Origin of the sequence: Methylobacterium oryzae, assembly GCF_021398735.1 — a bacterium.
Lineage (GTDB): Bacteria > Pseudomonadota > Alphaproteobacteria > Rhizobiales > Beijerinckiaceae > Methylobacterium.
Genome location: NZ_CP090349.1, coordinates 437,666 through 457,449 on the forward strand (window position 1 = coordinate 437,666; position 19,784 = coordinate 457,449).

Below are 19,784 nucleotides of genomic sequence, written 5' to 3' on the forward strand. Positions count from 1 at the left end.
TGAGCCGATTCCGGCATTCGGCCGGGCCAGCGACGAGCGGAACACCGGATGCGTCTGATCCTCCGTTTCTTTGGGATCCTGTTCAGCGCCGCCGCGGTGCTGTTCGTGGTCGGCGCGGCGGTGGGCGGTTACTTCTACTGGAAGTACAGCCAGGACCTGCCCGACCACGCCGCGCTCTCCAATTACGAGCCGCCGGTGATGACCCGCGTCCACGCGGCGGACGGCTCGCTGCTGGCCGAGTACGCCCGCGAGCGCCGGCTGTACCTGCCGATCCAGGCGATGCCGAAGATCGTCGTCGCGGCCTTCCTGTCGGCCGAGGACAAGAACTTCTACAAGCACGGCGGCATCGACCCCGAGGGGATCGTGCGCGCCTTCCTGACCAACGCCAAGTCGGGCAAGCGGCAGGGCGCCTCGACCATCACCCAGCAGGTTGCCAAGAACTTCCTGCTCTCCTCCGAGCAGACCTACGACCGGAAGATCAAGGAGGCGCTGCTCGCGCTCCGGATCGAGGCGGCCTACTCGAAGGACAAGATCCTCGAGCTCTACCTCAACGAGATCTTCCTCGGCACGATCGTGCCCGGCCGCAACCTGCACGGCGTCGCGGCCGCGGCGCTCGACTATTTCGGCAAGTCGGTCCACGAGCTGACCATCAACGAGGCGGCCTACCTCGCCGCCCTGCCGAAGGGGCCGAACAACTACCACCCCTACCGCAAGACCCAGGCGGCCCTCGACCGCCGCAACGAGATCATCCGCCTGATGGCGGAGAACGGCTACATCACCCGGGAGGAGGCGGAGTCCGCCAAGAAGATGCCGCTCGGCGTCAACCCGCGCGTCGCCTTCCCGAACGCCGCCAACGCCAACTACTTCACCGAGGAGGTCCGCCGCGAGATCTCCGAGCGCTACGGCGAGAAGAAGCTCTACGAGGGCGGCCTCTCGGTGCGCACGACCCTCGACCCGAAGATGCAGGCCTGGGCCCGCAAGGCGCTGGTCGACGGCCTCGTGCGCTACGACCAGGCTCATGGCTGGCGCGGTCCGGTCACCAAGGTCGACCTGACCGGACGCGACTGGGGCATGGCGGCGGCCGAGGTTCCGGCGCTCGGCGACGTGGCGCCCTGGCGGCTCGCCGTGGTGCTGGGCAACGGCGGCGGCGGCGTGCAGATCGGCCTGCAGCCCCGGCGCGAGGCCTCCGGCCAGGTCGGCAAAGACCGCGAGACCGGCGTGATCGTCCCCGAGGGCATGCGCTGGGCCGGCCGCGCCAATCTCCAGCCCGGCGACATGGTCTATGTCGAGGCGATGGACGGCGGCCGCGGCCAGTTCCGCCTGCGCCAGAAGCCCGAGGTCTCGGGCGCCATCGTGGCCATGGACCCGAACACGGGCCGCGTGCACGCGATGGTCGGCGGCTTCTCGTACGACGAGTCCGAGTTCAACCGCGCCACCCAGGCGATGCGCCAGCCCGGCTCCTCGTTCAAGCCGATCGTCTACTCGGCGGCGCTGGACAACGGCTACACCCCCGCCTCGATCATCCAGGACACCCCGATCACCATCGAGGCCGGCCCCGGCCAGGAGGCCTGGACGCCCTCGAACTACGACGGCAAGTCGGGCGGCCCGCACACCCTGCGCTACGGCATCGAGCACTCGAAGAACCTGATGACGGTCCGGCTCGCCAAGGATGTCGGCATGCCGCTCATCGCCGAGTACGCCCGCCGCTTCGGCGTCTACGACGACATGCTGCCGGTGCTGCCCATGTCGCTCGGCGCGGGCGAGACCACGGTCATGCGCATGGTCACCGCCTACTCGATGCTGGCCAACGGCGGCCGGCGCATCCGGCCGACCTTGATCGACCGGATCCAGGACCGCATCGGCGAGACGATCTACCGGCACGACAACCGCAAGTGCATCGGCTGCGACGCCGAGAAGTGGTCGGGCCAGGACGAGCCGAAGCTGGTGGACGATTCCGAGCAGGTGCTCGACCCGCTGACCGCCTACCAGATGGTCTCGATCATGGAGGGCGTGGTCCAGCGCGGCACCGCCACGATCCTGAAGCAGATCGGCAAGCCGCTCGCCGGTAAGACCGGCACGACGAACGACGCCAAGGACGCGTGGTTCGTGGGCTTCTCGCCGGACTTGGCGGTCGGCATCTATATCGGCTTCGACAAGCCCCGCTCGCTCGGCGACCGCGCCACCGGCGGCGGCCTGGCGGCGCCGATCGCCCTGGAGTTCCTGAAGACGGCCCTCAAGGACAAGCCGCCGACGCCGTTCCGCGTGCCCCCGGGCATCAAGCTGATCCGCATCAACCTCGCGAGCGGCACCCGCGCCGGCTCGGGGGAGGGCGCCGGGACGATCCTGGAGGCGTTCAAGCCGGGCACCGCGCCGCCGGATTCCTACTCGGCGCCGTCCTCCGGCGGCGGCGGCCAGGCGGCCGCCCCGGCGGCGGTCGCGCCCGATCCCGACCGGGCCGCTCAGGCCGGCGGATTGTACTGAGGCGGCTCGCCCCGCCCAGCCGCTGTCAGCCGAGATCGCTCTCAGCCCAGGTCGGGTCCGCCCGGCCTGGGCTTTCGCGTTACGGATCCGGGGCGACGGTGCGACGGACGGGTCATCGCCGGGGCGAGAGGCCCGCGATCGCGACCGGCGCCGTCCGGGATCGCGCAGCTTTGCCCGAAGGGCCGGAAGGTGCGGCGGCCAAGTTCGCGCGGGCCGTTCTCGGGCGAGACCCGCCCCTCGGCACCGACCAGCGTCGCGCTCCGCAGGCGCACAGAAAAAAGCCGCCCCGGAGGGAGCGGCTCGAGGAGTCATCAGGGAGGCATCAAAACAGAGCGGACAAACATGTCCAACTCGACATCCAGATCACTGGATGCCTGTTTATGCCTCGAAAACCTTAATGCGGAGTTAAGGTGTGTTCTCTCCCGTCGATCTCAGGCCGCCAGACTGTCGAAAAGCCCGCGCCCGTCGGTCCCGCCGACCAGATCCTCGACGAAGTTCTCCGGGTGCGGCATCATCCCGAGGACGTTCCCGGTCTCCGACAGGACGCCCGCGATGGCGTTGAGGGAGCCGTTGCGGTTCGCCTCGACGGTGATCGCCCCGGTCGCGTCGCAGTAGCGGAAGGCGACCCGGCCCTCGCCCTCGATCCGCGCCAGCGCCTCGGGATCGGCGAAGTAGTTGCCTTCGCCGTGGGCGACGCAGACGTCGATCACCTGACCCTGAGTGTAGGCGCTGGTGAAGCGGGTGTCGGTGCGCTCCACCCGGAGCGTCTGCCGGTGGCAGATGAAGCGCCGGTCGATGTTGCGCATCAGCACGCCGGGCAGCAGGCCCGATTCGCACAGGATCTGGAAGCCGTTGCAGATACCGAGCACGAGGCCGCCGCGGGCCGCGTGGGCCCGGACCGCGTCCATGGCGGCGGCCCGGCCGGCGATGGCGCCGCAGCGCAGGTAGTCGCCGTACGAGAAGCCGCCGGGCAGGACGGCGAGGTCGGTGCCGGCGGGGAGCGCGTGGTCCGCGTGCCAGACGAGGCTCACCTGCGCGCCGGAGCGCCGCAGGGCCCGGACGACGTCCGACTCGCGGTTGGAACCCGGGAAGACGACGACCGCGGCGTGCATCAGAGGATCTCGATCGCGTAGTTCTCGACGACGGTGTTGGCTAGGAGCTTCTCGCAGGCCGTGCGCAGCGTCGCCTCGGCGGCGGCGCCGTCGGCTGCCGACACCTCGATGTCGAAGACCTTGCCCTGACGGACGCCGTCGACGCCCTCGATGCCGAGGGACCTGAGGGCGGCCTCGATCGCCTTGCCCTGCGGGTCCAGCACACCGGTCTTCAGGGTGACGATGATACGGGCTTTCATGGATCTACGGGTCTCACGCGTGTCGGGACGGGGGTGTGACCTGCGACAACGTCACACAGACCGTCGCCGGTCGCTTCTAACAGGAAGGCCGGCGCACTGTCGAACACGCCGCACGCATAGGGATCATTCCGCTGCTGGATGCAACTTGAACGGAAAAGTCGCCCGTGCGCGCTCGTTCAGCGATGCGCCGCCGGAGCCGGGCCCCGCAGGGGCTCGATGCTGGTCGCCCGGCGCCAGAGCTGGAGCATGATCCAGGCCGCGAACAGGCTGAACAGCCCCATCAGGACGTGCCCGACCCGGTCGCCGAGATCGAAGATGCCCGCGATGGCCCAGCCCGCCGCGATGGCCACGGCGAAGACCTCGGTGCCGACGAGGACCATCATGCTGATGATGGTGATGGCGTTGCGCCCGTTCACGAGATCCGCCCTCGAAAAGATTTCGGGCCCCGGACGAACCGTCCGGGACCCGCGCAGCTAGCCCACAGAGGCGGGGCGATGCAACCGACCGGACGGCGCCGGAGCGGTCCGGCCTCAGCGCGGCGCGCGCTTGGCCAAGATCCGCTGCAGGGTCCGCCGATGCATGTTGAGGCGCCGGGCGGTCTCGCTGACGTTGCGGCTGCACAGCTCGTAGACGCGCTGGATGTGCTCCCAGCGGACCCGGTCGGCCGACATCGGGTTCTCGGGCGGGTCGGCCCGCTCGCCCGGCTGCGCCATCAGCGTGCCGTGGATCTCGTCGGCGTCGGCGGGCTTGGCGAGGTAGTCGAAGGCGCCGAGCTTCACCGCGGTGACCGCGGTGGCGATGTTGCCGTAGCCGGTGAGGATCACGCCGCGGGCCTCGGGCCGGCGCTCCTTGAGGCGGGCGATCACGTCGAGGCCATTGCCGTCGCCGAGGCGCATGTCGATCACCGCGAAGGCGGGCGCGCGCGCCTCGACGGCGGAGACGCCGTCCGCGACGCTGTCGGCCACCTGCACATGGTAGCCGCGGCTCTCCATGGCGCGCGCGAGGCGGGTCTGGAAGGGCTTGTCGTCGTCGACGATCAGCAGGCTGCGGTCGGAGAAGGCGGCCAGCGGATCGGCATCGTTGATCACGGCGGGGTCGGTCGCCGCCGAGGTCCCGGGCTGCGTGAGCATCCGGCACTCCTTTCGGGTTTTCGTCGTCGGGTTCTTGGTCTGTCCCTCATATAGGTACGGCATCGCCCGGTGGCAGGGGGGCGCGGATACTGAGTTCCGGAGAATGTCGCGGCGCGGCGCCGCGCTCGAAGATGTGGCGGGCCCAGGAGACGCGCACGATCGCCCCGTGGGCGTCCGGCGCCGCGACGTTCATCAGGGCGAGCTGCGCTCCCGAGCGCTCGATCAGGGTCTTGGCGATGAACAGCCCGAGGCCGAGGCCGGCCCCCACGGTGCCGCCGGATTGCGGCCGGTCGTGGCTGCGGGTGGTCACGTAGGGCTCGCCCGCCCGCAGCAGCACCTCGCTGGAGAAGCCCGGGCCGTCGTCGCGGATCTCGATCCAGACCCGGTCGGGCGTCCAGCGCCCCTCGACGGTGACGCCGGCCTCGGCGAAGTCGACGGCGTTGTCGAGGATGTTGGCGAGCCCGAACATGACGCCCGGGTTGCGCCGGCAGGCCGGCTCCGGCCCCTCGCCGGCGCTGGTGACGGCGAGGGCAGCGCCGAGTGCCCGCTGCGGCGCCACCAGCTCCTCCACGAGGTGGCTGAACGTCACCGTCTCCAGGAAGCCGGCCCCGGCCCCGTCCCCGTCGAGGGAGGTCAGCTTGCCGAGGATGCCGCGGCAGCGGTCGACCTGCTCGCGCAGCAGGTTGAGATCCTCCGCCACCGCCGGCGAGGCGGTGGGGCCGAGCTGGCGGATCAGCTCCTTGGTCACCACCATGATCGTGCCCAGCGGTGTGCCCAATTCGTGGGCAGCCGCGGCCGCGAGCCCGTCGAGCTGCGACAGGTGCTGCTCGCGGGCGAGCACCAGCTCGGTGGCGGCGAGCGCCTGGGCGAGGAGCCGGGTCTCCTCGGCGACCCGCCATGCGTAGACGCCCGTGAAGGCGGTGCCGAGCAGGATCGCGGTCCAGACGCCGGAGACGTACAGGAACGGCAGCTCGATCCGCCCGTCCGCGAACCAGGGCAGGGGCCGGTGCACCAGGGCGAGCAGCGTCGCGAGGCCCACCGCCAGGAGGCCCAGCGCCAGGGTCCGCTCGGGGGGTAGGGCGGTGGCGGAGATCAGCACCGGGGCGAGGAACAGCAGCGAGAACGGGTTCTGGAGCCCGCCCGTGAGGAACAGCAGGGCCGCGAGCTGCACGATGTCGAAGGCGAGGAGCAGGGCCGCGGAATCGTCGCTGAGCCGGTAGCTCGCCGGGAAGCGGATCCGCAGGGCGAGGTTCAGCCAGGACGAGGTGGCGATCACCAGGAAGCACCAGCCGAACGGCAGCGGCAGGCCGAGGCCGAACTGCGCCCCGACGACCGCCGCGCTCTGGCCCGTGATGGCGAGCCAGCGCAGGCGGACGAAGGTGTCGAGCCGCAGGTGTCGCGCGTCGCGACCGAGGCCGCTGAGATCGGTATCGGGCATGGGCTGTAACGGGCTGTATCGGTGCGTCGCCGGACGGACCCGCCGGCGCGGCGTCCCGTGGACTCCCTTCGCATGACGCGGCGATGGGAATCCCGGCTCACCGCCCCGGACACGTCGTCGCTGGCGGACGATCGCCCGCGGACGTGGTCACAGGCAAGTCGCCGCAGCTCCGGGATGTTCCGCCCGCGTTCAGGGTGGAGCATTATCCTACCGACTCGGGTTGCAGGGGGTATGGGCCGCGCGGCTCGATGCCCGCGGCCGGAGCGAGACCGCGAGGTGACGATGCTGCTGGCCTATTCCCTGTACGAGGGCGCGCGCGCCCTGATGGCACCCGCCCGCGTCGCCGCCGACCTCACCCGCTACGGGCTGCAGATGCCGGGCAATCCCCTGGCCTACGGACCCTACGCCCGCGCGGTCAGCGCCGGCTGCGAGATGTTCGAGCGCGTCACCCGCCAGTACGGCAAGCCCGCCTTCGGCTTCACCGAGACGGTGGTGGACGGCGCGGCGGTCCCGGTCACCGAGCGGGTGGTCTGGGAGCGGCCGTTCTGCCGCCTGATCGCCTTCGACCGCGCGTTCCCGGCGGCCCCCGCGGAGCCGCAGCCCAAGCTGCTGATCGTCGCGCCGATGTCGGGGCACTACGCCACGCTGCTGCGCGGCACCGTCGAGGCGATGCTGCCGAACCACCGGGTGTTCATCACCGACTGGACCGACGCCCGGATGGTGCCGCTCTTCGCGGGCCAGTTCGATCTCGACGACTACATCGACTACCTGCAGGAGATGTTCGCGGTCCTCGGGCCGGACCTGCACGTCATGGCGGTGTGCCAGCCGGCGGTGCCGGTCTTCGCCGCGGTGGCGCTGATGGAGGCGGCCGACGAGCCGGCGGTGCCGACCTCCATGACCTTGATGGGCGGCCCGATCGACACCCGCCGCTCGCCCACCGCGGTGAACTGCCTCGCGCAGGAGCGTGGCCAGAAGTGGTTCGAGCAGAACACGATCAGCCTCGTGCCGCCGATCTACCCGGGCGCCTGGCGCCGGGTCTATCCGGGCTTCCTGCAGCTGTCGGGCTTCATGGCGATGAACCTCGACCGCCACGTCACCGCCCATTCGGACATGTTCGACCATCTGGTGACGGGCGACGGCGACTCGGCCGAGAAGCACCGCGAGTTCTACGACGAGTACCTCGCCGTGATGGACCTGACGGCCGAGTACTACCTCCAGACCGTGCAGACCGTGTTCGTCGACCACGCCCTGCCGACGGGACAGATGACGCACCGCGGCACGCCGGTCGATCTCGGCGCCATCCGCCGCTGCGCGATCCTGGCGGTCGAGGGCGAGAACGACGACATCTCCGGCGTCGGCCAGACCAAGGCGGCCCTCGACCTGACGCCGAACCTTCCGGAAGCGCGCAAGGCCTACCACCTCCAGGCCGGCGTCGGCCATTACGGGGTGTTCAACGGCTCGCGCTACCGGTCGGTGATCGCCCCCCGCATCGCGGCCTTCATCCGCGCCATGCAGGCGGTTCCGGGCGCGCGGGGCGGCCACCTGCGGCAGGTGGGCTGAGGCGTCCATTCCGGTGCCCGCCGCCCCGGCTGGCCCTCCTCCGCGGGGGGGGGTCGCGGACTCACACAGCGCAGACCGAAGGGCGAGGGGATCTCCGGCCTCGCGCTCGATCCCGAGCTGCGAAACGCTGTGCGATCCCGTTTCCGATCGATGATGTCGGCACAGCCGTCATCGCTGCGCTCGCGATGACGGTGCGGGACATGTCGACCGAGACGCCGCGCGCTCCGCGTTCCTGAATACATAACGCAGTCACGGCCGGGCTGGCGCGGGCCTTGCGAGACGCGGCCCGTGAGTTCGAGCCGCACCGACACAGCCCCTCTCCATGCCGCCGTCGCCCCGAGGCCGGCGGCGGTGCGGACGCGCGCCCGGACGTCGTTGTCACCACGGGCCATTGCGCCCGCGCATCAGAACCGTTCAAACTCGCCCGCAAGGTGCGGGCCGGCGACCGATGCTTGAGATCCGCACCGCCAGGGAGAAGACGATGGACCGCAGGACCTTTCTCAAGGGTTCGGCTGCGCTCGGTTTGGCTGCGCCGCAGCTCGCGCGGCCGGCCCTGGCGCAGGGGGGCAAGGTCCTGCGCTTCGTGCCGCAGGCGAACCTCGCGAATTTCGACCCGATCTGGGGGACCCAGTACGTGGTGCGCAACGCCGGCACCCTCGTCTGGGACATGCTCTACGGCGTCGACGCGCAGCTGAAGCCGCAGCGCCAGATGGTCGAGTCCGAGGAGGTCTCGGGCGACAAGCTCACCTGGACCTTCCGGCTGCGCCCCGGCCTGAAGTGGCACGACGGCGAGCCGGTTCTCGCCAAGGACGTGGTGGCGAGCCTCACCCGCTGGATGGCCCGCGACCCGATCGGCCTGATGATCCGCGGCATCCAAGACGACCTCGCGGCGACCGACGACAGGACCTTCCAGTGGCGCCTGAAGAAGCCGTTCCCGAAGCTGCTCTACGCGCTCGGCAAGACCAACGCGCCGATGGCGCTGATGATGCCGGAGCGGATCGCCAAGACCGACCCGTTCACGCAGATCTCCGAGTATGTCGGCTCGGGCCCGATGAAGTTCGTCCGCAACGAGTGGGTGCCGGGCGCCCGGGCGGTGTTCGAGACCTTCACCGACTACAAGCCCCGCGACGAGCCGAATTCCTGGCTCGCGGGCGGCAAGCGCATGCTGGTCGACCGGGTCGAGTGGGTGATCATGCCGGACGCCGCCACCGCGTCGGCGGCCCTGCAGAACGGCGAAGTCGACTGGTGGGAGAACCCGATCTCCGACCTCGTGCCGCTGCTGCGCAAGAACAGCAACCTCAACGTCGACATCGCCGACCCGCTCGGCAATGTCGGGTCGTTCCGGATGAACCACCTGCACCCGCCCTTCGACAACCCGAAGATCCGCCAGGCGGTCATGACCGCGATGAGCCAGGAGGATTACATGCGGGCGATCGTCGGCGACGACGACAGCCTGTGGAAGACGTTGCCGGGCTTCTTCACGCCGGGCACACCCCTCTACAGCGAGGCGGGCGGCGGCAATGTCGGCAAGGGCGACATCAAGCTCGGCCAGAAGCTGCTCAAGGAGGCCGGCTACAAGGGCGAGCCGGTGGTCTGCATCGTGGCGCAGGACCAGGGGATCACCAAGGCGCAGGGCGACATCACCGCCGATCTCCTGAAGAAGATGGGCTTCAACGTCGACTTCGTCGCCACCGATTGGGGCACCACCGGCACCCGCCGGGCCTCCAAGGCGCCGCCGCCTCAGGGCGGCTGGAACATGTTCCACACCTGGCACGCGGGCGCCGACTGCATCAATCCGGCGGGCTACCCGGCGGTGCGGGCGAGCGGCGACAAGGCGTGGTTCGGCTGGCCGAACATCCCGCCGGTGGAGACCGCCATCGCCGAGTGGTTCGACGCCGCCGACCCGGCCGCCGAGAAGGCCGCCATCGACAAGGTCAACGCCGCCGCCTGCGAGGGCGTGGTCTACGTGCCCACCGGGTTCTTCCTCGGCTACCAGGCGTGGCGCAAGAACGTCTCGGGCATCGTGAAGGGGCCGATCCCCTTCACCTGGGGCGTGTCGAAGGCGTGATGGCGCCCGCTCTCGCCACGTCGGGTCGCCCGACCCGCCCGGTCTCTCGGGCGGGCTCCCGGCTTCGGATACCGCGCTCGGCAACGCGGTCGCGGGACGGGGCGCGGGTCCCTTCTCCTGTCCCTCTCCCGCACGGGAGCGGGGGCGCGTCGCGCTCCGCCGCCGGCGTTCGCGCCCGACCCGGACGCGTGAAGGTCGGCACCCGCGAGGGGGGCAGGGGCGGCCGCACCCGCCGCGCCCTCCCGCCCACAGCCTAGCGAGGCCCCATGCTCGGCTATATCGGCAGGCGCATCCTCGCCACCATCCCGGTCATGGCGGTGGTCGGGCTGTTCGTCTTCAGCCTCCTCTACTTCGCCCCGGGCGACCCGGCGGCGATCATCGCGGGCGACCAGGCGACCCCCGACGACGTCGCCCGCATCCGCGCCACGCTCGGCCTCGATCGGCCGTTCCTGGTGCGGTTCTGGGAATGGTCCTGGCAGATCCTCCACGGGGATCTCGGCACCTCGATCTTCACCAACCTGCCGGTCACCACCATGATCGGCCAGCGGGTGCAGCCCACCGTCTCGCTGATGCTCGTCACCCTGGTCTTCGCCATCGTGGTGGCGGTGCCGCTGGGCGTCGTCGCCGCCTGGAAGGCCGGCAGCCTGATCGACCGCCTCGTGATGGGGCTCGCCGTGACGGGCTTCTCGGTGCCGGTCTTCGTGGTCGGCTACATCCTGGCCTACGTCTTCGCCCTCGAGCTCGGCTGGCTGCCCGTGCAGGGCTACACGCCGATCGAGCAGGGTGTGTGGCCCTGGCTGTCCAACCTGATCCTGCCGGCGGTGACGCTCGGCCTCGTCTACATCGCGCTGATCGCCCGGGTGACCCGCGCGACCATGCTCGACGTGCTCCAGCAGGATTACGTGCGCACGGCCCGGGCCAAGGGGCTGTCGCAGGGGCCGGTCCTGTTCGTCCACGCCCTCAAGAACGCCGCGGTGCCGATCGTCACCGTGATCGGCATCGGCATCGCGTTGCTGATCGGCGGTGCGGTGGTGACCGAGACGGTCTTCGCGATCCCCGGCCTCGGGCGCCTCACCGTCGACGCGATCCTGCGGCGCGACTACCCGGTCATCCAGGGCGTCGTGCTGCTGTTCAGCTTCGTCTACGTGCTCGTGAACCTCGCCATCGACCTCTTCTACACCGTGCTCGACCCGAGGATCCGCTATTGACCGCGACCGTCGCGCCCTTCCCCAGCAGCGCCCCGCAGGCGGGCGCCTCGCCCGAGGGAATCACCCCCAAGGCGCCCCCGCCGCCGGGCCTCGCCGTCGCGGCGCCGCTGCCCGACGTCATCCCGGCCCGCAAGCGCCGGGGCCGGGTCTGGACCTATGTGCGCCGCAACCCGACCATCGTGGTCGGCGGCGTGCTGCTCCTCATCGTCTTCCTGATGGCGGTGCTGGCCCCCTATCTCGGCACCGTCGACCCGACCGCCCTGGCGCCCGCCAAGCGCACCCGGGCCCCGTCGGCGCAGTACTGGTTCGGCACCGACATGCTCGGCCGCGACGTCTACTCGCGGGTGGTCTACGGCGCCCGGGTCTCGCTGCTGGTCGGCTTCTCGGTGGCGTTCCTCGCCTCGGTCGCGGGGCTCGCGGTCGGCCTCGTCTCCGGCATGGTGCGCTGGCTCGACGGGATCGTCATGCGGGTCGTCGACGGCATGATGTCGATCCCGCCGATCCTGCTCGCGGTCGCGCTGATGGCGCTCACCCGCGGCTCGGTCCAGAACGTGATCATCGCGATCACCATCGCGGAGATCCCGCGCGTCGCCCGCCTCGTGCGCGGCGTGGTGCTGTCGCTGCGCGAGCAGCCCTACGTCGAGGCGGCGGTCACCACCGGCACCCGGATGCCGGCGATCATCTGGCGCCACATCCTGCCCAACACGCTGGCGCCCATGACCGTGCAGGCGACCTACATCTGCGCCTCCGCGATGATCACCGAGGCGATCCTGTCGTTCATCGGCGCGGGCGTGCCGCCCTCGACGCCCTCCTGGGGCAACATCATGGCCGAGGGCCGGGCCCTCTGGCAGGTGAAGTTCTACATCATCCTGTTCCCGGCCATCTTCCTCTCGATGACGGTGCTCGCCGTGAACCTCGTCGGCGACGGCCTGCGCGACGCCCTCGACCCCCGCATGGCGAAAGACGTCTGATGAGGACCGGCAGCATGAGCGGCACCCCTCTCCTGTCGATCGAGAACCTGCAGGTCCATTTCCGCACCCCCGACGGGGTGAATCGGGCGGTGGACGGGGTCTCGTTCGCGATCCAGTCGGGCGAGACCCTGGCGATCGTGGGCGAGTCCGGCTGCGGCAAGTCGGTGACCTCGATGTCGATCCTGCGGCTCCTGCCCGAGCCGCCGGCCCGCATCGCCGGCGCGATCAAGTTCGAGGGCAAGAACCTCCTCGACCTGCCGAACAGCGCCATGCGCAAGATCCGCGGCAACGACATCAGCGTGATCTTCCAGGAGCCGATGACCTCGCTGAACCCAGTGCTGACGGTCGGCCGCCAGATCGGCGAGACCCTGCGGCTGCACCAGGGGCTCGGCCGCCGGGAGGCCGAGGAGCGGGCCGTGGAGATGCTGACGCTGGTCGGCATCCCCGAGCCGCGGCGCCGGGTGCGGGAATACCCGCACCAGCTCTCCGGCGGCATGCGCCAGCGGGTGATGATCGCCATCGCGCTCGCCTGCTCGCCGAAGCTCCTGATCGCCGACGAGCCGACCACGGCGCTGGACGTGACCATCCAGGCCCAGATCCTCGACCTGATGCGCGACCTGAAGGCCCGGGTCGGGGCCGCGATCATGCTGATCACCCACGATCTCGGCGTGGTGGCCGAGGTCGCCGACCGGGTGGTGGTGATGTATGCCGGCCGCAAGGTCGAGGAGGCGCCGGTCCGCGAGCTGTTCCGGTCGCCGCGCCACCCCTACACCCGCGGCCTGATGGGGGCGGTGCCGAAGCTCGGCGCCGTCGAGCACGGCGCCGACGCGCGGCTCGCCGAGATCCCCGGCATGGTCCCGAGCCTGAAGGGCCGGATCGAGGGCTGCGTCTTCGCCGGGCGCTGCCCGGACGTCACCGACCTGTGCCGCGCCTACGCGCCGGCCCTGGAGCCGAAGGCGCCGGGCCACCTCGCCGCCTGCCACTACGCGCCGAAGGACGCCCTCGCGGCATGAGCGCCACGCCCGCACCCGCCGCCCGCACCCTGCTGGAGGTCAACGACCTCAAGAAGCACTTCGCCCTCGGCGGCGGCCTGTTCGGCCAGTCCAAGCGCGTGCTCAAGGCGGTGGACGGCCTGTCCTTCACGGTGGCCCGGGGCGAGACCCTCTCGCTCGTCGGCGAGTCCGGCTGCGGCAAGTCTACCGTCGCCAAGGCGCTGATGCGCCTCTACGCGCCCACCGCCGGCCAGGTGGTGCTCGACGGGCGCCGCATCGACGACCTCTCGGCCGGAGCGCTCCGGCCCCTGCGGCGCCACATCCAGATGGTGTTCCAGGACCCGTTCTCGTCGCTCAACCCGCGGATGCGGGTGCGGGCGATCCTGGCCGAGCCGATCCGCAATTTCGGGCTGGCCCGCAACGCCGCCGACCTCGAATCCCGCCTCGCCAGCCTGATGGAGCGGGTCGGCCTGCCGCGCGAGGCGCTCGGGCGCTTCCCGCACGAGTTCTCCGGCGGGCAGCGCCAGCGCATCGGCATCGCCCGGGCGCTCGCCGCCGAGCCGGACCTGATCATCTGCGACGAGGCGGTCTCGGCGCTGGACGTCTCGGTGAAGGCGCAGATCGTCAACCTGCTGCGCGACCTGCAGCGCGAGCTCGACCTCGCGATGCTGTTCATCTCGCACGACCTCGCCATCGTCGAGCACATGACCCACCGCGTCGCGGTGATGTATCTCGGCAAGATCGTCGAGATCGGCCCCCGCCGGGATCTCTTCCTGGCGCCCAAGCACCCCTACACCCAGGCCCTGCTCTCGGCGGTGCCGATCCCCGAGCCCGGGGCCGGGCGCACCCGCATCGTGCTCAAGGGCGACGTGCCGAGCCCGATCAACCCGCCCTCCGGCTGCCGCTTCCACACCCGCTGCCCGCACGCCTTCGACCGCTGCCGGACCGAGGTGCCGGGCCTCGACGCGGTCGGCGCCGGCCACTTCGCCGCCTGCCACCTCAACGACACGGCCGTGCCCGCCCGGGCGGCCTGACGGCGCCGTCCTCGCGAGCGCAGCGAAGCGACCCAGGGCAGCGCGCGATCCCCGAGCGTGGCGGATCCCTGGGTCGCTTCGCTTCGCTGCGCTCGCGAGGACGGGTCGGATTCCCGCGAACCACATCCGGAGTCTCTCGTGCAGCACGACCTCATCCTGAAGGGCGCCCGGGTCATCGACCCGTCGCAGAACCACGACGGGATCTGCGACGTCGCCTTCGCGGACGGCCGCGTCTCGGGCTTCGGCCGCGACCTGCCGGCGGGCCCCGGCACGCAGGTCCGCGACATGGCCGGCGCGATCGTCACGCCGGGCCTGATCGACCTGCACACCCATGTCTACTGGGGCGGCACCTCGCTCGGCATCGACGCCGACGAGTTCTGCCGGACCTCAGGAGTGACCACCTCGGTCGATACCGGCAGCGCCGGGCCGGGCAACTTCGCCGGCTTCCGCAGCCACGTGATCGAGCGGTCCGAGGCGCGGATCCTCGCATACCTGCACGTCTCCTTCGCGGGGATCTTCGGCTTCTCGAAGACCATCATGGTCGGCGAGAGCGAGGACCCGCGGCTCCTGGCGCCCCGGGAGGCGGTCGAGGTCGCCGACGCCAACCGGGACGTGATCGTCGGCATCAAGGTCCGGGTCGGGCGCCACGCCTCGGGCGACCAGGGCACCGCGCCCCTCGACATCGCCCTGCAGGTCGCGGAGGAGACAGGCCTGCCGCTGATGGCCCATATCGACGAGCCGCCGCCGAGCTACGAGCAGGTGCTGGCCATGCTGAGGCCCGGCGACGTGCTGACCCACGCGTTCCGGCCGTTCCCGAACTCGCCCATCACGGCCCAGGGCGCCGTGAAGCCGGCGCTCCGCGAGGCGCGGGCGCGGGGCGTGCTGTTCGACATCGGCCACGGCAAAGGCTCCTTCGCCTTCAGGACCGCGCGGGCCATGCTGGCGGGGGGCTTCCTGCCCGACACGATCTCGTCGGACGTGCACCAGCTCTGCATCGAGGGGCCGGCCTTCGACCAGGTCACCACCATGTCGAAGATGCTCTGCCTCGGCATGAGCCTCACCGAGGTCGTCGCCGCCTCCACGGTGAACGCCGCCGTGGCGCTGAAGCGGATGGAGTACGGGACCCTGAAGGTCGGAGCGCTCGGCGACGCCACGGTGCTGGCGGTGCGGGACGGCGCGTTCGACTACGTCGACACGCGCGGCGAGCACATGACGGGCGACCGGCGGATCACCGCCGAGGGCGTGGTGCTGAAGGGCCGGTGGTGGCACCCGGCCTGACCCGTCGGGCCTGACGATCGGGACGAAGATCCCATCGCATACAAAATATCGACCTTTACAGCCTCTTCCGCGGGCCGATACACTTTCCCGTGAGGGACGGACCATCTCCGGCCCTCAGCGAAACGCGGTTCAAACCGCGGCGCCAGGGAGGATGGATGGACACGGGTCAGCCTCTGCTGGAGGTCGACGGCGTCACGCTCCGCTACAAGACGCCCGAGCACCTCGTCACGGCCACCTACCGGGTGAGCTTCCGGGTCTGGCCCGGGGACCGCTTCGTCCTGCTCGGGCCGTCCGGATGCGGGAAGTCGACCCTGCTCAAGGCGGTGGGCGGCTACATGGCACCGACCGAGGGCGAGATTCGCCTGAAGGGGCGCCCGGTCACCGAGCCCGGCCCCGACCGGATGATGGTGTTCCAGGAATTCGACCAGCTCCTGCCGTGGAAGACGGTCCGGCAGAACGTGGTCTTCGCCCTCGAGGCCTCGGGCCGGCTGAGAGGCCGCGAGGCCCTGGACCGGGCCAACCTCTACATCGACAAGGTCAACCTCACGAAATTCGCCGACAGCTACCCCCACACCCTGTCGGGCGGCATGAAGCAGCGCGTCGCCATCGCCCGCGGCATGGCGATGGAGCCCGACATCCTGCTGATGGACGAGCCCTTCGCGGCGCTCGACGCGCTCACCCGGCGACGCATGCAGGACGAACTGCTCGCCCTGTGGGAGGGCACGCGCTTCACCGTGCTGTTCGTCACCCACTCGATCCCCGAGGCGATCAAGGTCGGCTCGCGCATCCTGCTGCTCTCGCCCCATCCCGGCGAGGTGAAGGCCGAGCTCAACAGCGCCGCGTCGCCGGAGGCGGCGCTGCAGCTCGAGGGCCGGATCCAGCACATGCTGTTCTCGGAAGAGATCCAGGAGGCGGAGAATGTCTAGCGCGCAAGCCCTGAGCGGCGCCCCGCTGGCCGGGCCGAGCGCCGCGCCGCGTCTGTCGTCCCTGCCGCCGTCCGGCCGGCCCGAGATCGTGCGCGAGACCGGCCACGCCCACGGCGCCGCGGTGGTGGAGAAGCCGCTGTCGATCACCGAGCGCCTCTACAACCAGGCGTGGCTGCGCAAGATCGTGATCCTCGTGCTCCTCGCCGGGATCTGGGAGGCCTACGGGCGCTATCTCGACAACGACCTCCTGTTCCCGACCTTCACGGCGACCGTGGAGGCCTTCTTCCGGGGCATCGCGGACGGCACGCTGCCGGCCCGGGCCTGGAGCTCGCTGAAGGTACTGCTCATGGGCTACGCCGCCGGCGTCGCCCTGGCGACCGTGCTCACCGGCGTCGCCATCGCGTCGCGGATCGGGACCGACCTGCTCGAGACGCTGACGTCGATGTTCAACCCGCTGCCGGCGATCGCGCTCCTGCCCCTGGCGCTGATCTGGTTCGGCCTGGGCAACGGCAGCCTGATCTTCGTGCTGGTCCACTCGGTGACCTGGGCGATCGCCCTCAACACCCATTCGGGCTTCCTGTCGGTCAGCCGCACGCTCAAGATGGTCGGGCGCAATTACGGACTGTCGGGCCCGCGGCTGATCGGCAAGATCCTGATCCCGGCGGCCTTTCCGTCGATCCTCACCGGCCTGAAGGTCGGCTGGGCCTTCGCGTGGCGCACCCTGATCGCCGCCGAGCTGGTCTTCGGGGTGTCGTCCGGGGCGGGCGGCCTCGGCTGGTTCATCTTCGAGAACAAGAACATGCTCGACATCCCGAACGTGTTCGCCGGGCTGCTCACCGTGATCCTGATCGGTCTCGTGGTCGAGAACCTGATCTTCCAGACGATCGAGCGGCGCACCGTCCAGCGCTGGGGCATGCAGGCCTGAGCGGGGCCGGCCTCGGGCGGAGCGCTCCGGCCGCGCTCCGCCCGAGGCCGGCCCCGATCTCTGCGGAGACGTGTCTTCTCGCATGTTGCTCGAATAGAGATCGAACTTCTCTGTTGCGACGGTGCGGCGAACGTTTTCTTCCTATAGGCTCCGCTGACGACCCCCGGAGCCCGTTCCCGTGAGCCCTGACGCCCCATCCAAGACGGCCCCGACGCCGGCCCGCCCCGAACGGGGTGGCCGGTCGGACACGGCCGCCTCGGTCCTGCCCGGCATCGGCCTGTGCGCGGTGATCACCGCGGTGGCGATGGCCGCGCAGGCGGTAGAGGAGCGGGTCGCCGGTCACCCCTACATCGAGGCCCTGGTCCTGGCGATCCTGATCGGCATCGCGGTGCGGACCGCCTGGACGCCCCCGGCGCAGTTCCGCACCGGCATCGCCTTCTCGGCCAAGCAGCTCCTCGAGGTCGCCGTGGTGCTGCTCGGCGCCTCCCTGAGCCTCGGGGCGATCCTCGCCTCCGGCCCGGCGCTGCTGGCCGGCATCGTCGGGACCGTGGTGCTCGGCATCGCCGCCAGCGTGGCGATCTGCCGGGCGCTCGGGCTGCCGGCCCGGATGGCGATCCTGGTGGCCTGCGGCAACGCCATCTGCGGCAACTCGGCCATCGCCGCGGTGGCACCCGTGATCGGCGCGGAGGCGAAGGACATCGCCGCCGCCATCGCGTTCACCGCCGTCCTCGGCGTGCTGATGGTGCTCGGGCTGCCGCTGTTCGTGCCCCTCGCGGGCATGACCGACAACCAGTACGGGGTGCTGGCGGGGCTCACCGTCTACGCGGTGCCGCAGGTCCTGGCCGCGACCGTCCCGGTGAGCCTGCTGTCGACCCAGGTCGGCACCCTGGTCAAGCTGGTGCGGGTGCTGATGCTCGGCCCGGTCGTGGTGGTGTTCTCGCTGATCGCCCCGCGTCTGCCGCAGGCAGCGGGGGCGCCGCCGGCGCCGTCCCGTCCGGGCTTCACCAAGCTGGTGCCCTGGTTCATCCTCGGCTTCCTGGCGCTGGCCACCCTGCGCTCCCTGGGCCTCGTCCCGGACCCGGCGGTGAAGCCGCTGACCCAGCTCGCCGGCGTGCTCACGGTCCTGTCCATGGCCGCCCTCGGCCTCGGGGTCGACGTCCGGGTCCTGGCCCGGGTCGGCGGCCGGGTCACCCTCGCGGTCACCGCCTCCCTGGCGGTCCTGATCGCCCTCAGCCTGACGCTGATCCGCGCCCTCGGGATCGGGTGACGCCGCGCGCGGTCTTTCCCGCCGCGCGGGCTCCCGACCCGTGTAACAGGCATTCCATCGGCACCTTTGTGCAGGTGACCGGAGCCTTTCGCGCCGGCGATCCGGCCCATCCGCACCGAAAAGCGCTTCGGGTGATCATCCTTCAGTCAAGACCGTCTTGACACATACGCGGTTTTTGCTTTGGAACCGCAGGCATCGTCGTCGAAAGCTTCGTGTGGACTCGCGCAGTGCCTGAAAAGAATCCCGAGAACAGCCTCAGGTTGGTCACGCTGGTGGGCGAGATCGTCGCCGCCTACGTCTCGAACAATTCCGTTCCGCCGACGGCCCTGCCCGAGCTGATGGCGAGCGTGCACGCGGCCCTGGCATCCCTCGACGGGCAGGCGCCGGCGGCCGCGGTCGAGCCGGCCGTGGAGCGGCCGACGCCGGCCCAGATCCGCAAGTCGGTCCAGGAGGACGGGATCGTCAGCTTCATCGACGGCCGGACTTACAAGACCCTGAAGCGCCACCTCACCGCCCACGGCCTGACGCCGGAGCGGTACCGCGAGCGCTACGGTCTGCCGGACGATTACCCGATGACGGCGCCGGGCTACGCCGCGCAGCGCTCCGCGCTGGCGAAGGCGATCGGCCTCGGCGTGCCCGGCGGGCGCGTCGATCAGCGCAGGACGGGCACCGGCGGCTGATCGGCGGCGCGGCGCGGGGCCGCGCGCGGCGCGGTCTCGCTCCGCCGCCCCAGGAACGGCAGCACCTGCGCGGGGGCCGGCTCGGATCGGCTGGGCTCGGCGCGGCCCGGGCGGCCGAACGTGTCGGCCCAGCTCAGTTTGATCACCCGGTTGTCCGCGGCCGCGGGCTCCTCCGCGGGGCGCGGCGCCTTGCGGTTCGCGGCGCCGATCCAACGCACGATCCGGTGCTCGCGCCCGCGGCGGAGCACCGGCGGCAGATTCGTCTCGCTGCGCTTGCGGTTCTGCCGGATGTCGTCGGTCTTGTCTGAGATCGACACGCTCGATAACCCTGTCCCCGTGCGAGGTGCGGGCGGGGACGGATAGCGGGTGCAGCCGTGGATCCGCCGGGGTGCTCCACCCTCGACAACGGCGCTATCCTACTGAACTTGCAGGATCCGGACAGGGCGGTCCCGTCCAAAAAACTTGTCTCTGCGTC

18 protein-coding genes are annotated in these 19,784 nt (G+C 70.8%); 12 read left to right on the forward strand and 6 right to left on the reverse strand.

The genetic code is table 11. The features are described 5' to 3' along the window. Window positions 1-48 precede the first annotated feature (48 nt). A complete protein-coding gene (locus LXM90_RS02090; RefSeq protein WP_020093988.1) occupies window positions 49-2,481 on the forward strand; it encodes a penicillin-binding protein 1A in 2,433 nt (810 codons plus the stop codon). A 431-nt stretch (window positions 2,482-2,912) separates the two neighbouring features. On the opposite strand, the gene purQ is transcribed toward LXM90_RS02090, so the two are convergent. From purQ to LXM90_RS02115, 5 genes are all read right to left on the reverse strand, one after another. After that, complete coding sequence (gene purQ / locus LXM90_RS02095) at window positions 2,913-3,593, reverse strand: phosphoribosylformylglycinamidine synthase subunit PurQ (protein WP_020093987.1); 681 nt, start codon at window positions 3,591-3,593, stop codon at window positions 2,913-2,915. Then, entirely contained in the window at window positions 3,593-3,832 is a 240-nt protein-coding gene (gene purS, locus LXM90_RS02100) for a phosphoribosylformylglycinamidine synthase subunit PurS (protein WP_020093986.1), read from the reverse strand. The genes purQ and purS overlap by 1 nt, the downstream gene beginning before the upstream one ends. 176 nt (window positions 3,833-4,008) lie before the next feature. Further along, the gene (locus tag LXM90_RS02105) at window positions 4,009-4,248 is read right to left on the reverse strand and encodes a hypothetical protein (RefSeq protein WP_012321282.1); all 240 of its coding nucleotides are present in this window, start codon (window positions 4,246-4,248) and stop codon (window positions 4,009-4,011) included. A 114-nt stretch (window positions 4,249-4,362) separates the two neighbouring features. Further along, entirely contained in the window at window positions 4,363-4,962 is a 600-nt protein-coding gene (locus LXM90_RS02110) for an ActR/PrrA/RegA family redox response regulator transcription factor (RefSeq protein ID WP_012321283.1), read from the reverse strand. A 46-nt stretch (window positions 4,963-5,008) separates the two neighbouring features. Next, window positions 5,009-6,400, reverse strand: a complete 1,392-nt coding sequence (locus LXM90_RS02115; RefSeq protein ID WP_020093985.1) for an ActS/PrrB/RegB family redox-sensitive histidine kinase — start codon at window positions 6,398-6,400, stop codon at window positions 5,009-5,011. Window positions 6,401-6,682: 282 nt separating this feature from the next. On the opposite strand from LXM90_RS02115, the gene LXM90_RS02120 reads away from it, so the two are divergent. From LXM90_RS02120 to LXM90_RS02170, 11 genes are all read left to right on the forward strand, one after another. Beyond that, window positions 6,683-7,960, forward strand: a complete 1,278-nt coding sequence (locus LXM90_RS02120) for a polyhydroxyalkanoate depolymerase (RefSeq protein ID WP_020093984.1) — start codon at window positions 6,683-6,685, stop codon at window positions 7,958-7,960. Window positions 7,961-8,441: 481 nt separating this feature from the next. Then, window positions 8,442-10,028, forward strand: a complete 1,587-nt coding sequence (locus LXM90_RS02125) for an ABC transporter substrate-binding protein (protein ID WP_103985569.1) — start codon at window positions 8,442-8,444, stop codon at window positions 10,026-10,028. A 266-nt stretch (window positions 10,029-10,294) separates the two neighbouring features. Further along, window positions 10,295-11,236, forward strand: coding sequence for an ABC transporter permease (locus LXM90_RS02130; RefSeq protein WP_020093982.1), 942 nt, complete (start codon window positions 10,295-10,297; stop codon window positions 11,234-11,236). Further along, window positions 11,233-12,207 carry an ABC transporter permease gene (locus LXM90_RS02135; RefSeq protein ID WP_020093981.1) on the forward strand — a complete coding sequence of 325 codons (975 nt, stop codon included), beginning with the start codon at window positions 11,233-11,235 and terminating at the stop codon, window positions 12,205-12,207. Before LXM90_RS02130 ends, LXM90_RS02135 begins: the two co-directional genes overlap by 4 nt. After that, window positions 12,207-13,220, forward strand: a complete 1,014-nt coding sequence (locus LXM90_RS02140; RefSeq protein WP_020093980.1) for an ABC transporter ATP-binding protein — start codon at window positions 12,207-12,209, stop codon at window positions 13,218-13,220. The genes LXM90_RS02135 and LXM90_RS02140 overlap by 1 nt, the downstream gene beginning before the upstream one ends. Further along, the gene (locus LXM90_RS02145; RefSeq protein WP_020093979.1) at window positions 13,217-14,233 is read left to right on the forward strand and encodes an ABC transporter ATP-binding protein; all 1,017 of its coding nucleotides are present in this window, start codon (window positions 13,217-13,219) and stop codon (window positions 14,231-14,233) included. Before LXM90_RS02140 ends, LXM90_RS02145 begins: the two co-directional genes overlap by 4 nt. A gap of 138 nt (window positions 14,234-14,371) precedes the next feature. Then, window positions 14,372-15,511: an amidohydrolase/deacetylase family metallohydrolase gene (locus LXM90_RS02150; protein ID WP_020093978.1), complete on the forward strand. Its 1,140-nt coding sequence runs from the start codon at window positions 14,372-14,374 to the stop codon at window positions 15,509-15,511. A 155-nt stretch (window positions 15,512-15,666) separates the two neighbouring features. Beyond that, complete coding sequence (locus tag LXM90_RS02155; protein ID WP_020093977.1) at window positions 15,667-16,437, forward strand: ABC transporter ATP-binding protein; 771 nt, start codon at window positions 15,667-15,669, stop codon at window positions 16,435-16,437. Further along, window positions 16,430-17,362, forward strand: coding sequence for an ABC transporter permease (locus tag LXM90_RS02160; protein ID WP_020093976.1), 933 nt, complete (start codon window positions 16,430-16,432; stop codon window positions 17,360-17,362). Before LXM90_RS02155 ends, LXM90_RS02160 begins: the two co-directional genes overlap by 8 nt. A 178-nt stretch (window positions 17,363-17,540) precedes the next feature. Then, the gene (locus tag LXM90_RS02165) at window positions 17,541-18,629 is read left to right on the forward strand and encodes a YeiH family protein (RefSeq protein ID WP_020093975.1); all 1,089 of its coding nucleotides are present in this window, start codon (window positions 17,541-17,543) and stop codon (window positions 18,627-18,629) included. Between the two features lie 227 nt (window positions 18,630-18,856). Next, window positions 18,857-19,309: a MucR family transcriptional regulator gene (locus tag LXM90_RS02170; protein WP_026605051.1), complete on the forward strand. Its 453-nt coding sequence runs from the start codon at window positions 18,857-18,859 to the stop codon at window positions 19,307-19,309. On the opposite strand, the gene LXM90_RS02175 is transcribed toward LXM90_RS02170, so the two are convergent. Then, complete coding sequence (locus tag LXM90_RS02175) at window positions 19,282-19,626, reverse strand: hypothetical protein (protein ID WP_020093973.1); 345 nt, start codon at window positions 19,624-19,626, stop codon at window positions 19,282-19,284. The genes LXM90_RS02170 and LXM90_RS02175 overlap by 28 nt on opposite strands. Between the last annotated feature and the right edge of the window lie 158 nt (window positions 19,627-19,784).